At 70.9% G+C, this 13,309-nt stretch carries 10 protein-coding genes; 5 read left to right on the plus strand and 5 right to left on the minus strand.

Going from position 1 to position 13,309, the window contains the following annotated elements; translation table 11 throughout:
* Nucleotides 1-2: 2 nt before the first annotated feature.
* Nucleotides 3-215 carry an isochorismatase gene (locus ACFU8Q_RS15780; protein WP_384453354.1) on the minus strand — a complete coding sequence of 71 codons (213 nt, stop codon included), beginning with the start codon at nucleotides 213-215 and terminating at the stop codon, nucleotides 3-5.
* Between the two features lie 166 nt (nucleotides 216-381).
* Nucleotides 382-1,032 carry a TetR/AcrR family transcriptional regulator gene (locus ACFU8Q_RS15785; RefSeq protein WP_384453356.1) on the minus strand — a complete coding sequence of 217 codons (651 nt, stop codon included), beginning with the start codon at nucleotides 1,030-1,032 and terminating at the stop codon, nucleotides 382-384.
* A gap of 126 nt (nucleotides 1,033-1,158) precedes the next feature.
* On the opposite strand from ACFU8Q_RS15785, the gene ACFU8Q_RS15790 reads away from it, so the two are divergent.
* Nucleotides 1,159-2,589, plus strand: coding sequence for an amidase (locus tag ACFU8Q_RS15790; RefSeq protein ID WP_384453359.1), 1,431 nt, complete (start codon nucleotides 1,159-1,161; stop codon nucleotides 2,587-2,589).
* A gap of 440 nt (nucleotides 2,590-3,029) precedes the next feature.
* Here ACFU8Q_RS15790 and ACFU8Q_RS15795 read toward each other — a convergent pair whose 3' ends face one another.
* From ACFU8Q_RS15795 to ACFU8Q_RS15805, 3 genes are all read right to left on the minus strand, one after another.
* Nucleotides 3,030-4,250: an MFS transporter gene (locus ACFU8Q_RS15795; protein WP_384453362.1), complete on the minus strand. Its 1,221-nt coding sequence runs from the start codon at nucleotides 4,248-4,250 to the stop codon at nucleotides 3,030-3,032.
* Nucleotides 4,251-4,358: 108 nt separating this feature from the next.
* Entirely contained in the window at nucleotides 4,359-5,234 is an 876-nt protein-coding gene (locus ACFU8Q_RS15800; protein WP_384453365.1) for a phosphotransferase, read from the minus strand.
* A gap of 250 nt (nucleotides 5,235-5,484) precedes the next feature.
* On the minus strand, nucleotides 5,485-7,341 hold the full coding sequence (locus ACFU8Q_RS15805) for a serine hydrolase (protein ID WP_384453368.1): 1,857 nt from the start codon (nucleotides 7,339-7,341) through the stop codon (nucleotides 5,485-5,487).
* A 192-nt stretch (nucleotides 7,342-7,533) separates the two neighbouring features.
* On the opposite strand from ACFU8Q_RS15805, the gene ACFU8Q_RS15810 reads away from it, so the two are divergent.
* From ACFU8Q_RS15810 to ACFU8Q_RS15825, 4 genes are all read left to right on the plus strand, one after another.
* On the plus strand, nucleotides 7,534-8,643 hold the full coding sequence (locus ACFU8Q_RS15810) for an NAD(P)H-dependent flavin oxidoreductase (RefSeq protein WP_384453371.1): 1,110 nt from the start codon (nucleotides 7,534-7,536) through the stop codon (nucleotides 8,641-8,643).
* The gene (locus ACFU8Q_RS15815) at nucleotides 8,640-10,190 is read left to right on the plus strand and encodes an acyl-CoA synthetase (RefSeq protein ID WP_384453374.1); all 1,551 of its coding nucleotides are present in this window, start codon (nucleotides 8,640-8,642) and stop codon (nucleotides 10,188-10,190) included. The genes ACFU8Q_RS15810 and ACFU8Q_RS15815 overlap by 4 nt, the downstream gene beginning before the upstream one ends.
* Nucleotides 10,191-10,479: 289 nt before the next feature.
* Nucleotides 10,480-11,946 (plus strand): MFS transporter, encoded by a 1,467-nt coding sequence (locus ACFU8Q_RS15820; RefSeq protein ID WP_384453377.1) that lies wholly within the window; start codon nucleotides 10,480-10,482, stop codon nucleotides 11,944-11,946.
* Between the two features lie 87 nt (nucleotides 11,947-12,033).
* Nucleotides 12,034-13,309 (plus strand): AMP-binding protein (locus ACFU8Q_RS15825; protein ID WP_384453380.1); only part of this gene is annotated, 1,276 nt, incomplete at its 3' end.

The raw sequence follows: 13,309 nt of genomic DNA on the forward strand, positions 1-13,309 counted from the left end.
GGTCAGGAGCGGGTAGTGGACGGCAGATTGAGGATCTCGGCGGTGGTGCCGGTCTCGGCGAGGCGGGGGAGGTCTTCTCGATAGCTGTGGTGGTGGGCGTCGGCGTCCGTTTCGGTCATGGCGCCGGTAGCCGTCGTGACGCGGTAGCCCTGCTCGCGGTCGGTGGACTCCACGCCGAGGCTGGTCCCGGCGCCGGTGAGCGCGATCCGGGTCACGCCGCGGCGGCGCGGGTGCGGGGTCGGGGTCGGTGCCGTGGAACCCCGACCGGTTCTGCTTGGTGATGGGGCTCGAGGAACAACCGGACGGAACCTGCACGAGTACCGCCACTCGCTCCGGACCCACCTCGCAGAGGCCGGGGCGGGCCTGTTGATGGACGGTGAGTCAGAGTGCGGTCGGGCGGTTGGGGAGGTCCTGGGCGGTGCGAGGAGGCCGGACCGGTCGCTCCCAGAGGCCGGCCAGGTGCGCGTGGAGGACGTCATGTGCCTCCTGCGGGGTGAGGTGGCCGACGAGGACGTGCGCGGTGAGGCCGTCCGCGAGGGCGAGAAGGGTGCGGGCCTCGCGTTGCGGATCAAGGGGCACGGCGCAGTCGGCGCCCTCGCCGGCTTCCGCGATGAGGCGGGTGAACGACTCCTGCAGCGTTGCGTAGTTCGCCTTCAGCGTCCTTGCAAGCGCCTCGCTGACAGCCGCTTGCGCGATGAAGGCGAGCCAGACCCTGGCCTCGGCGCGCTGCTCTCCACGGAGCAGTGAGATCTCGGTGGCCGCGTGTCCCAGGGCGGTGCTCGCCGACTGGGCCGGGCTCCTGACAAGGCGGGCCTGTACGCGCTCGCCGATCCGCTCGCCGATGTGCCCGAGAGTGAACACGAGCATCTCTTCCTTGGTGCGGAAGCACCGCTGAACGGCGCCCATCGACACCTGTGCGCGGGTGGCGACATCGCGAAGGGTGACGCCCTCCAGCCCGTGTTCGTCGGCCAGACGGCAGACGGCCTCGGCGATGAGGCGGCGTCGGCTCACGTGATCCACCTGTCTGGGCATGCCCGGTCGCCTCCCTTTCTCGCTGCGCTCCGCTTCGCAGCGCAGTCTATTCGATGCGCACGTATCGGTTCCAGGGGTAGAGTTCCGATGCAAGCGCATCGGAACGTGGACGAGGAAGGAAGAGCCATGCAGGACGCCCTGTGGAAGATGTCGGCCGCCGCGCAGGCGGAGGCCGTGCGCAGCGCAGAAGTCTCAGCTCTCGAGCTGATCGACAGTCACCTGGATCGCATCGCCGAGGCCAACCCCCAGGTGAACGCGGTCACTCAGCTCCTGGCGGAGCGCGCACGTGAGGCCGCGGTACGGATGGACCGTCGGCGGGCGGCCGGTGGAGCGCTGGGGCCGCTCGCGGGCGTGCCGTTCACGGTGAAGGAGAGCACCGCCGTCGAAGGCGTGCCGACCACGTTCGGTACGGAGCGCTTCCGCGATCTGGTGGCGCCGGCCGACGCACCCCCGGTGGCACGGCTGCGCGCGGCCGGGGCCATCCCCATCGGGCACAGCAACATGCCCACCCTGATCCTGGCGGGGATGCACACGCGCAGTGAGCTGTTCGGCGACACGGTCAACCCGTGGGACAGCAGCCGGACACCGGGCGGCACCAGCGGGGGCGACGCCGTGGCCGTCGCCACGGGCATGGCGGCGCTCGGGCTCGGCAACGACTCCGGTGGGTCGGTGCGCGTCCCGGCCCAGTTCTGCGGTGTGGCCGGGCTGAAGCCGTCCACGGGCCGGTTCCCCGCCGACCACCGCATTCTCGGCCCGGACGACCCCGGCCCGGCGTCCCAGATGCTGGTCACCGACGGCCCGCTGGCCCGGTGCGTGGGCGATCTCAGGCTTGCTTACGAGGTGCTGGTCGGGACCGATCCGCGAGACCCACGGGCCGTGCCGGTGCCCGCCTACGGCGAGCCGCTCGCCGGGCCGGTGAAGGTCGCGGTCGTGGCGGACCCCGGCGGGCACGGCGTCCACCCCACGGTGCGCGGAGCCATCGCGACCGCGGCCGACGCGCTCCGCGACGCCGGATACGACGTGCGCGAGGTGCAGGACGTACCGCGGATGGACGAGGCCATGGAGGCGTACGGCCGGATCACTGTCACCGAGTTCGCCCCGACCTGGCCGGTGGTGCGCAAGCTGCTCGGCAAGGGCGGGGACCGCTATATCGAGATGACGATGGAGCAGACCCCGCCCGCGAGCGCGGACGAGTTCATGAAGTTGATGGGCACCTGGATGAACATTCGTCGCTCATGGGCCGAATTCCTCGACGAGTACCCGCTGTTGCTCGGCCCGGTCTTCACCGAACCACCGGTCGAGCCGGGGCTGGAGTCGCGTGACAGGTCAGGCCGGGACCGGGTCGGGTCGGGAATGCGCCTGTGCACCGTGACCAGCTTCGTAGGCGTACCCGGCGTGGCCATACCGACCGGGATGGTCGACGGGCTCCCCTCCGGAGTGCAGATCGTCGGGCGCGCGTTCCGGGAGGACCTGTGCCTGGGCGCGGCCCAGGCGATCGAGGACCGGATCGGAGTTCTCACACCGGTCGACCCGCGCGTGGGAGGCCGGACTGATTGAGCCCTTGGGCCATGGAGGGCGGCACCCTCGGCTCGCTGGGCGCAAATCCGGTGCCCGGGGGAGGCGTCGGGCAGCGGACCTTCAGCCAGTGGTACGGGAGGGCCTCCTGGATGGCGCTGCCGAACTCGACGTCGGTCCGCCACCACTCCTCGCTTTCCCGTTCGGCCCTCCAGGCTTTCGTGCGGCAGGCCGACGAGCGGTACCGGCGGGACCTGCTGCCCTCGGGCAACGGGATACCGCACCGGCTCGCGCGGCCGGACGTTCCTCCCGTCCGGCTGTGCGAGCTGGTGCGGCCCGTTGGCGGTCATTCCTCGTCGGTGGCGTCCTTGTCGCGCAGCGGCCGGGCGACTCCGGGCCGGTCCGGTCGCGCAGCCGGGTGCGCTGCCCGGTACCCGCTTGCACGCTCAGACCCCGTGGCCCCCTCGGACCGGCTTGTGCGCTCAGACGCGATTGACGCGGTACACATCCCGTACGCAGAGGTTGAGGACCGTGGTGGCCACGATGGCGCCGGCACAGACCAGGAGCACGGACCGGTCGGCCCAGGCATGTGCGGCGAATGCGGTGACGAGGTAGCCGAGCGGAATCGCGACGCGTTCCCCGACACCGTTGAACGAGCTCATGCGCCCCAACTCCTTCTGAGGAACATGCTGTTGGAGTGCAGTGGTCCATGCCACGATGGCGACATCCAGCCCGATCCCCGCCAGCACGGCACTGAGCAGCACCCAGGGCAGGGCCAGGCCCATGCCCAGCGCCATCGGTGGCAGGCAGATGGCGCAGCCGGTGATGATGGCAACGGCCAGTAGGCGGTACGGCTTCCAGCGCAGGCACACCAGCGTCCCCGCCAGCAGCCCGAACGCGAACGCGCCCTGGACGAGCCCCCAGGAACGCGCCCCCTCGTAGTGCTCCTCGGCGACGACCGGGCCGAGGAGCTGAAAGCCTGCCAGCCAGGCGGCGACCACGACGGTCCCGGCGGCGGTGTACGTCCATAGCCAGGTGCGGGAGCGGAAACCGGACCACCCCGACCGCAGGTCGGCCAGCGCGCTCCCCGTCGTGACCGGCGCGCCCAGCCGCAGACCGAGCAACAGGAGCGCCGCGACCAGGAAGGTGAGCGCATCCCACGACAGGGCCCACGCCGGACCGCCGACCGCGACGATCAGCCCTCCGACGACCGGTCCGAGCACCTTGACGGCGTTGTTCGGCAGCCGGACCAGTGCATTGGCCTGCTGGAGGTGCTCCGCCGCGACGAGCTGTCCCACCACGCCCGTCGCGGCCGGACCGGTGAAGGCCACGGCGATCCCCGAGACGAAGCCGCACGCGGCGATCGAAACGGTGGTCGCCTGATGCGTGGCCACCAGCAGGGCGAGCACCCCCTGCGCGGCCGCGGACAGGAGGTTGCCCAGAAACAGGATCCGGCTGCGCGACAGGCGGTCCGCGAGGACGCCGCCCGCGATGGTGAGGACGATCGTCGGGACCGAGTTCGTGGCCAGCACGATGCCGAGCGAACCGGCCCCTCCGCCCTGTCCGATCACCGCGTAGGCGAGCGCGAGAGGAGCCATCGCGGACCCGGTCGCCGAGACGAGACTGGCGAGCACGAATCGCCGGAAAGCGGCAACACGCAGCGGTTTCAGAGGAGTTGTCGGCAGTTCGACAGCGGCCTTCATGATCCTCCTGTGATCGGCACAGCGAGCACCCTAGCTCCTGTCCTCAGGAGCGGTCGCAGCGGTACGCGTACGGCCTGTCCCGTCCGCCGGGCTGGGTGTCCGGCGCGGTCAGAGGCGTTGCTCGGCAAGGTCGAGCCAGTGCTCGACGTCGCCCGGGGCGAAGTGCCTGATGGCCCAGTCGGTCATGCGCAGACTCATATGCGCCCAGGAGGGACGCAGGACGTCCTCGGGCAGGCCGTCCAGGAGGTCGTCGAGGCGGCTCGTGACGTCCGGTGCCTGCTCATTCGCGTGCAGCCCGAAGCGCAGGGTGACCAGATCGAAACGGCGGTCACCCCGGCCGGCGCCGTCCCAGTCGATGACGCCGGTGACCGAGCCGTCGACGGCGAGCAGGTTGCCCTGGTGGAAGTCCTGGTGCACGACGTCGTGCCCGGCCAGGCGGTGCGGGTGATCGGCCCCGACCGACCTGATCCGCCGCTCCAGGTCACCGCTGCGCCGGCTGTGCCGACGCAGCGGCTCGTGAAGACAGTAGCCGGGGCCGTCGTCGAGCAGATACAGGTTCATCGACGGGACATCCGTACGCCCGGCCAGCAGCCCCGCCTGCGACTCGTTGAGGCTGAGTGCCTGGTCCAGCCCATGGTGGTCCAGACGCCGCATCGGCGTGCCCGGCAGGAGCTCCTGGACCAGCGCCACCGCTTGACCCACCTGGACCGCCAACTCCGTCGACGGGCAGGGGTACCCCTGCCCGCGCAGTACCTCGCAGACCGCCAGCGGTCCTGTCCGCAGATCCTCGATGCGGGTGTCCGGCCGCGATTTCAGCACGGAACGGTGACCGTCGGGCCACCGCACGTACGCGGCACCTACCTCCCCTCCGGAACAGGGCCCCTCCACGATCAGCCGGACACCTGTCTCGGCATGCAGGGCCGCTGCCAGCCGGTCGGCATCGAGTCGCACGGCGCGTGTCCATGTCTGCGCAGATGTGGTCATCGGAGCATTCTCCGCTGCCGGCTTGCCGCTCCAGGAGGGGGCGCCGCCGACGCACTGCTGCCCCGGGGTCGTCCGTACGGCCGCTGTGACCGTGCCGGGAGAGAGGGACGGCCCTTCCCCGGCACGGCCGGTCAACGGTTCGACGGCCCGCTACGGCCCGTCAGGCCCGCCAGGCCCGCCACGGCCTGAACCGGTCCGCTGCGGTCCGCCCCGGTCCGCCGAAGCCCGAATCGGCCCGAATCCGTTCGTCTCAGTCCGACGAGGCCGTCCACCCCAGCGCCTCGATGCGCGCGGCATCGCCGTTCCGACTGTCGTCGAAGACCGCCCGGGTGCCGTCCTCGACCCGCACCGCGTCCACGTACACCCCGCGCCCGACGTACAGCTGATCCGTGGCGTACCGCCACCGCAGCCGCACCTCCTTGCCGCGCCAAGCGGCGAGGTCCGCGTCGAGACGGTGCCAGACGCGGCCGGACCAGCCGGAGACCGAACCCGTCGGACGGGGTTCGGGCTCGGGTTCCGGGTGGTGGTCACCGGTCATCGGTGCGGTGGTGAACGGCACCGGCTGCCAGGTCGCCCCGGCGTCCGTTGATGCCTCCAGGTAGAGGAAGTCGGATCCGGGCTCGGTGTCCCACCAGAGGGCCGAGCTCAGCCGGGCCCGTGCCGACGCGAGACGCAGCGCGGGCAGCGTGAGCGTGGCGCTGGTGGCACTGGCCAGTCCCGAGAACCACGCCGTACGTCCCCGGGCCGGGCGGACCGCGACGGCGCGCGCCATCTGATTGGCGGTGGCGACGCGCGGCGCACTGCCGGAGCGCCAATTGCGCACCGGGTGCACCGAGTTGCCGAGGACGATCAGGAACGAGTCGGTTGTCGGGTCCAGGACGAGGCTGGTGCCGGTGAAACCGGTGTGGCCCGCCGTACGCGGGGTGGCCATCGCCCCCATGTACCAGTGCTGGTAGAGCTCGAAACCCAGACCGTGCGCATCTCCGGGGAACGCGGTGTTGAAGTCCGTGAACAGCAGGTCCACCGATTCCGCGGAGAGGATCCTCGCCCGGCCGTAGACACCGCCGTTGAGCAGCGTGCGGGCGAGGATCGCGAGGTCCCAGGCGCAGGAGAAGACTCCGGCGTGGCCCGCCACACCGTCCAGGCTGTACGCGTTCTCGTCGTGCACCTGGCCCCAGACCAGTCCGCGGTCCAGGCCGGACCAGGGGAGCCGGGCGTCCTCGGTCGCGGCGATCTTCTGCTTCCAGGAGGCCGGCGGGTTGTACCGCGTGCGCTGCATGCCGAGCGGAGCGGTGATCTCCTCGCGGAGCAGTACGTCCTCGGTGCGGCCGGTGATCTTCTCCAGTACCAGTTGCAGCGAGATCAGATTGAGGTCGGAGTAGAGGTACACCGTGCCGGGCAGGTTGGCCGGCGCCTCGTTCCACAGCAGCTCCAGCTTCCCCTCCCGCGTCGGAGCCTTGTACAGCGGAATCCAGGCACGGAAGCCCGAGGTGTGCGTGAGGAGCTGACGGATGGTGATGTCCTGCTTGCCGCCACCGGCGAAATCGGGCAGGTACGAGGCGACCTTCGCCTCCAGCTCCAGCTTGCCGCGCTCGATCTGCTGCACGGCCAGGATCGAGGTGAACAGCTTGGAAACCGAAGCCAGGTCGAAGACCGTGTCCTCGGCCATGGCGATCTGCTGATCGGGTGGGAACTCCACCCCCGTATCGGTCTTCTCGTCGTAGGCCGCGTAGCGCACGGCCTTGCCGATCGGGTGGTGCAGGGCCACCGTGCCGCCGCGGCCGGCGAGCAGTACCGCCCCGGCGTACCAGGGATGCTTGGGGGAATTGGAGAGGAACTTCTCCGCATCGGTGACCAATTGGTCCAGCGGCTCCTGCAACAGCCCGGCGCGGGCGGCGGATCCGCGCCGCAGCGTCGGCCGGCCCTGCGCGGACGCCGCGTCGGTCCCGGTCCCTGCGCGCATACCCGACGACTCCGCTTCCGACTCCATGGCCGACGCCCGCTCCGCGAACGGAATCGGCGCCAGGGCGAGTGCTCCGCCCAGAGCCAGCATCCCACCGCCCAGCCTGCGCCGGCTGATCCCTCTCCCGGCCGCGTCCTCGGTCATCCGGAACCCCTTCCTGCCGTTACCTGCCGCGTGAAAGTAACTTTCGAAATCGTGTCCGACAGTGAAACTTCCTGCCGGAGCAGAGATTACTGTCACCACTGCCGTCGCGGAGGTCCCCGGCGTCACAAAGAATCTGACACTGCATCAGAAAATCTCTTCCCTCGCCTGTCCGACTGCGGCATCCTGCGGCCCATGGAGACGGAGCTGAGCAAGAAACTGGGAGTCGAGCACGCCATCTTCGGCTTCACGCCGTTCCCCGCGGTGGCCGCTGCCATCACCCGGGCCGGCGGATTCGGCGTACTCGGCGCGGTCCGGTACACCGCCCCCGACGACCTGGCACGCGACCTCGACTGGATGCAGGAGCACACCGACGGCAAGCCGTACGGCCTCGACGTCGTCATGCCCGCGAAGAAGGTGGAAGGGGTGACCGAGGCCGACGTCGAGGCGATGATCCCGGCCGGACACCGCCAGTTCGTCCAGGACACCCTGGCCAAGCACGGCGTACCGGAGCTGGCGGAGGGCGAGGCGTCCGGCTGGCGCATCACCGGATGGATGGAGGAAGTCGCCCGCAATCAGCTCGACGTCGCCTTCGACTACCCCGTCAGACTCCTCGCCAACGCCCTCGGCCCACCGCCCGCCGACGTCGTCCGACGCGCCCACGACCAGGATGTGCTCGTCGCCGCGCTCGCCGGAAGCGCCAAGCACGCCCGCCATCACGCGAACGCGGGCATCGACATCGTCGTCGCGCAGGGATACGAGGCGGGCGGCCACACCGGCGAGATCGCCTCCATGGTCCTGGTCCCGGACGTGGTCGACGCGGTGGGGCCGCTCCCCGTCCTCGCCGCCGGCGGCATCGGCAGCGGCGAGCAGATCGCCGCCGGGCTCGCCCTCGGCGCCCAGGGCGTCTGGCTCGGCTCCCTCTGGCTGACGACCGAGGAGGCCGACCTCCACTCCCGCGCGCTGACCCGCAAGCTCCTTGCCGCGGGCTCCGGCGACACCGTCCGCTCCCGCGCGCTCACCGGCAAACCCGCACGCCAGCTCCGTACCGAATGGACAGACGCCTGGGACGACCCGGCGGGCCCCGGCACCCTGCCCATGCCGCTCCAGGGGCTGCTGGTGGCCGAAGCCGTCTCCCGCATCCAGAAGTACGAGACCGGCGCGCTGCTCGGCACCCCCGTCGGCCAGATCGTCGGCCGGATGAACAGCGAGCGCAGCGTGCAGGCCGTATTCGACGACCTGACCCGCGGCTTCGAACGTGCCGTGGACCGGATCAACCGCATCGCCGGACGGAGCGCCTCATGACCTCGCCACCCAACGGCTTCTGGGCGCAGGCCATTGCCGACCCCCACCGTAGGGTCCTGACCGCCCACGACGGCGAGAGCTGGACGGCGGGCCGGCTGCACGCCGCGGCCAACCGCCTGGTCCACGGACTGCGCGCGGCCGGGCTCCGGCGGGGCGACGCCTTCGCGGTCGTCCTGCCCAACGGCGTCGAGTTCTTCACCGCGTACCTCGCGGCCACCCAGGCCGGCTTCTATCTCGTACCCGTCAACCACCACTTCGTCGGACCGGAGATCGCCTGGATCGTCTCGGACTCCGGCGCCAAGGTGCTCATCGCGCACGAGCGGTTCGCACAGGCGGCGGCCGAGGCGGCCGACGAGGCGCAGCTCCCGGCCGGCCAACGCTATGCCGTAGGAACGGTCGACGGATTCCGCCCGTACACCGAACTGCTCGAAGGACAGCCCGACACGCCCCCCGGGGACCGCACCCTCGGCTGGGTCATGAACTACACCTCCGGCACCACGGGCCGGCCGCGCGGCATCCGCCGTCCGCTCTCCGGCAAGCTCCCCGAGGAGAGCCATCTCGGCGGATTCCTCGGCATCTTCGGCATCAAACCCTTCGACGACAACGTCCATCTGGTCTGCTCGCCGCTCTACCACACGGCCGTCCTCCAGTTCGCGGGCGCGTCCCTGCACATCGGGCACCCGCTGGTCCTGATGGACAAGTGGACACCGGAGGAAATGCTGCGGCTGATCGACACCCACCGCTGCACCCACACACACATGGTCCCGACCCAGTTCCATCGCCTCCTCGCCCTCCCCGACAACGTGAAGCGGGGATACGACGTCACAGCCATGCGCCACGCCATCCATGGTGCGGCGCCCTGCCCCGACCACGTCAAACGCGCCATGATCGACTGGTGGGGGAGGTGTGTCGAGGAGTACTACGCGGCCAGCGAGGGCGGTGGCGCCTTCGCCACCGCCGAGGACTGGCTGAAGAAGCCGGGCACCGTGGGCAGAGCCTGGCCGATCAGTGAACTCGCCGTCTTCGACGACAACGGCGACCGCCTGCCGCCCGGCGAACTCGGCACCGTCTACATGAAGATGAACACCGGCGGCTTCAACTACCACAAGGACGAGACGAAAACGAGGAAGAACCGCATCGGAGACTTCTTCACCGTCGGCGACCTGGGCATCCTCGACGAGGACGGCTACCTCTTCCTCCGCGACCGCAAGATCGACATGATCATCTCCGGCGGCGTCAACATCTACCCCGCCGAGATCGAGGGAGCCCTCCTCAGTCACCCCGCAGTCGCCGACGCGGCCGTCTTCGGCATTCCGCATCCCGACTGGGGCGAGGAGGTCAAGGCGGTCGTCGAACCGGCCCCGGGACACGAGACGGGGGAAGCACTCGCCGCCGGGATCCTGCGCCACTGCGAACACCGTCTCGCCGGGTACAAGCGGCCCCGGAGTATCGACTTCATCGCGGAGATGCCCCGCGACCCCAACGGCAAGCTGTACAAACGACGGCTGCGCGACCCGTACTGGGAAGGGCACCACCGGGCGGTGTGACCCCTGCCCGGCCCGCAGCGCGCGGAACCCGGAGGCCGTCACCGCCCGGACCCCGTCGTTCGTTCCGCGCCGCACCAGGGCTCTCACCGCCGCCGGGGGCAGCGCGTTCGCGGTGGTCTCGGCGACCGTCCCGGCCATGGTCCTCCGAGCGTCGTCCCCGTGCTGCGTCCCACGGCATGCGGGGACGGCGAAAGGGCTCTGACGCGTCATCGGTCCGTGCCCGGGTGCCGCGCGGCAGCCCGGAAAACGAATGGCAAGCAGAGCCGGGCCCCCCGTACCTTGTGCGCTCGTGACTGATGTCCCCGAGCACTCGACCACCGACCCGGCCGCGCCGTCCACGGGCCGGGACGCGTCCGTCTCCTGGGTGTCGACGAAGACGGCCGAGTGTCCGCCGGTGGGATCCGAAACCGACGGAGGACTGTTCTCCAGAAGGTACGTGGCCGCGACCGCCAGTTTCTCCGCGGTGATGTTCCTGACCGGGTTCGCCGCGCTGGCCGTGGTGCCCACCTTGCCGACGGCCGCGCGGGACCTGGACGGGGTGTCGCTCTTCCCGCTGGTCGCGGGATGCTTCGTGGCCGCCGGTCTGCTGGGCGGGGTACTGGGCGGCCATTGGGCGGACCGGTCCGGCGCACGACGTCCGCTGGCGGCGGGCATGGTGCTGGCGGTGGTCACCCTGCTGGTCTCGGGCGCGAGCACCTCCATCTGGCAACTGGCGGCCGGCCGCTTCCTGGACGGTCTCGCGAGCGGGATGGTGGCGGTGGCGATCAACACCGCCATCGGGCAGGCCTACCCCGACCGACTGCGGCCGCGCGTCCTGGCACTGATGAGTGCCTGCTGGGTCGTTCCGTCACTGGTCGGTCCTCCACTGGCCGGGGTGGTGGCCGAGTGGTGGTCCTGGCGAGCTGTTTTCTTCGGTCTGGCCGCGCTCACCGTGCTGCCGGCTCTGGCCGTGGTGGCCGTGCTGCGCGGCCGTTCCTGGCCGGCGACGCCCGCGCCGTCGGGGGACAGGAAGCCGCGCCCCGCGCTGATGGTGGCGACGGCGGTGAGCGTGGGTGCGGCGGCGGGACAGTACGGCGTCTCCGGCTGGGACCCGCGCCACCTGCTGTTCGTGGTGGGAGGGTTCGCCCTGCTGGTCGTGTTCGCTCCCCGGCTGCTGCCGCGGGGTACCTGGCGTGCCGCGCGCGGCCTGCCGGCCACGGTACTGCTGCGCGGCATCAGTTCGGGGGTGTTCTTCACACTGGAGGCACTCGTGCCGCTGCTGCTCGTCACCGAGCGGGGCGTGCGTCCCGTGTCGATCGGCCTGGCCTTCACGGGGGCCGCCGTGGCCTGGGCCGCCTCTTCCTGGGTGCAGGGCCGCCTGGAGCGCCGCCCCCGGCACCACTTGGTCGTGGCCGGTGCGCTGGTGCTGACCGCGGCGGTCGCTGTCGCCGCCGTCGGGACGCTGCCCGCGGTGCCCGCCGTCATCGCCGCGTCGGCCATGATCGTCGCAGCCGTCGGCATGGGCCTGCTCGCACCGTCTCTCACCGTGCTGTCGCTCTCGCACGCCCCGGCCGGGCGGCAGGGCTATGCCAGCAGCGTGATGCAGACCAACCAGAACCTCGGCCAGATCACGGTTCTGGGGGTCTCCTCCGCCCTGTTCAACGCCTGCCTGAGCGCCGGCACGACCGGCCACGTCGGCTACGGCGCCGCCTTCGTGCTGCTGCTCGCGCCCTGCGTCCTGGCCGCCCTGTTCGCCACCCGTACCCGCAGCGCCTGAACTACCCTCCCTCCCATACCCCTGGCCGGCATCCCGACCGGCGCCGGCCCCTTGACCACCGGGTTGCGGCCCGCACAGGATCACGCCATGACAGGTGTACGGAGCAGCACAGTCGACGGTGTCGTGGCGCGCAGCGCCCGGCGAACCCCCGAGCGCACCGCCCTGCGGTACGCGGAGCGGTCCTGGACCTACGCGGAACTCGACGCCGCCGTGAGCACCGCGGCGGCGGTCCTCACCGGCGAGCACGGGCTGCGCCACGGCGACCGGGTCGCCGGTTACGCACACAACTCCGACGCGTATCTGATCGGCTTTCTCGCCTGTGCCCGTGCGGGCCTGGTCCATGTGCCGGTCAACCAGAACCTCACCGGCGACGACCTCACGTACCTCCTCGAACAGTCCGGCAGCACCCTCGTCCTCACCGACCCGGACCTCGCCGACCGTGTGCCGGCCGCGTTTCCCGTACGCGCGCTGCGCGATGCACCGGGCTCGCTCCTCGACGCCACCGCCACCCCGCGCCCCTTCACCCCGGAGCGGGAACCGGCCGCGGAAGATCTCGTCCAGCTGCTCTACACCTCGGGCACCACCGCACTCCCCAAGGGCGCGATGATGACCCACGGCGCGCTCGTCCACGAGTACGTCAGCGCGATCACGGCGCTCGACCTGTGCGCCACCGACCTGCCCGTCCACTCGCTGCCGCTCTACCACTCCGCGCAGATGCACGTGTTCCTGCTGCCCGCTCTCGCGGTCGGCGCACAGAACATCATCCTCGACGCGCCCGACGCGGACCGGATCTTCGACCTCGTCGAAACGGGACAGGCCGACAGCGTCTTCGCCCCGCCCACCGTATGGATCGGCATCTCCCAGCACCCCGGATTCGCCACCCGGGAACTCGGCGGACTGCGCAAGGCGTACTACGGCGCGTCGATCATGCCCGTCCCCGTACTGGAACGGCTCCGCGACCGGCTGCCCGCGCTCGCCTTCTACAACTGCTTCGGGCAGAGCGAGATCGGGCCGCTCGCCACCGTCCTCGGACCGGACGAGCACGAGGGCCGGATGGACTCCTGCGGCAGGCCCGTTCTGTTCGTCGAGGCCCGGGTCGTCGACGAGGACGGCAAGGAGGTCCCCGACGGCACGGCCGGTGAAGTGGTCTACCGCTCGCCCCAGTTGTGCGAGGGCTACTGGGACAAGCCCGAGGAGACCGCGGAGGCCTTCCGCGACGGCTGGTTCCACTCCGGAGACCTCGCCGTGCGCGACGCGGAGGGCTACTTCACCGTCGTCGACCGGGTGAAGGACGTCATCAACTCCGGTGGTGTCCTCGTCGCCTCCCGGCAGGTCGAGGACGCCCTCCACACCCATCCCGCCG

This window comes from Streptomyces sp. NPDC057543, assembly GCF_042801895.1.
Classification (GTDB): domain Bacteria; phylum Actinomycetota; class Actinomycetes; order Streptomycetales; family Streptomycetaceae; genus Streptomyces.

Coding starts and splice junctions, on each gene's coding strand:
- ACFU8Q_RS15785 (WP_384453356.1), bottom strand. CDS start 1,032: ATGCCCAGACAGGTGGATCACGTGAGCCGACGCCGCCTCATCGCCGAG.
- ACFU8Q_RS15790 (WP_384453359.1), top strand. CDS start 1,159: ATGCAGGACGCCCTGTGGAAGATGTCGGCCGCCGCGCAGGCGGAGGCC.
- ACFU8Q_RS15795 (WP_384453362.1), bottom strand. CDS start 4,250: ATGAAGGCCGCTGTCGAACTGCCGACAACTCCTCTGAAACCGCTGCGT.
- ACFU8Q_RS15800 (WP_384453365.1), bottom strand. CDS start 5,234: ATGACCACATCTGCGCAGACATGGACACGCGCCGTGCGACTCGATGCC.
- ACFU8Q_RS15805 (WP_384453368.1), bottom strand. CDS start 7,341: ATGACCGAGGACGCGGCCGGGAGAGGGATCAGCCGGCGCAGGCTGGGC.
- ACFU8Q_RS15810 (WP_384453371.1), top strand. CDS start 7,534: ATGGAGACGGAGCTGAGCAAGAAACTGGGAGTCGAGCACGCCATCTTC.
- ACFU8Q_RS15815 (WP_384453374.1), top strand. CDS start 8,640: ATGACCTCGCCACCCAACGGCTTCTGGGCGCAGGCCATTGCCGACCCC.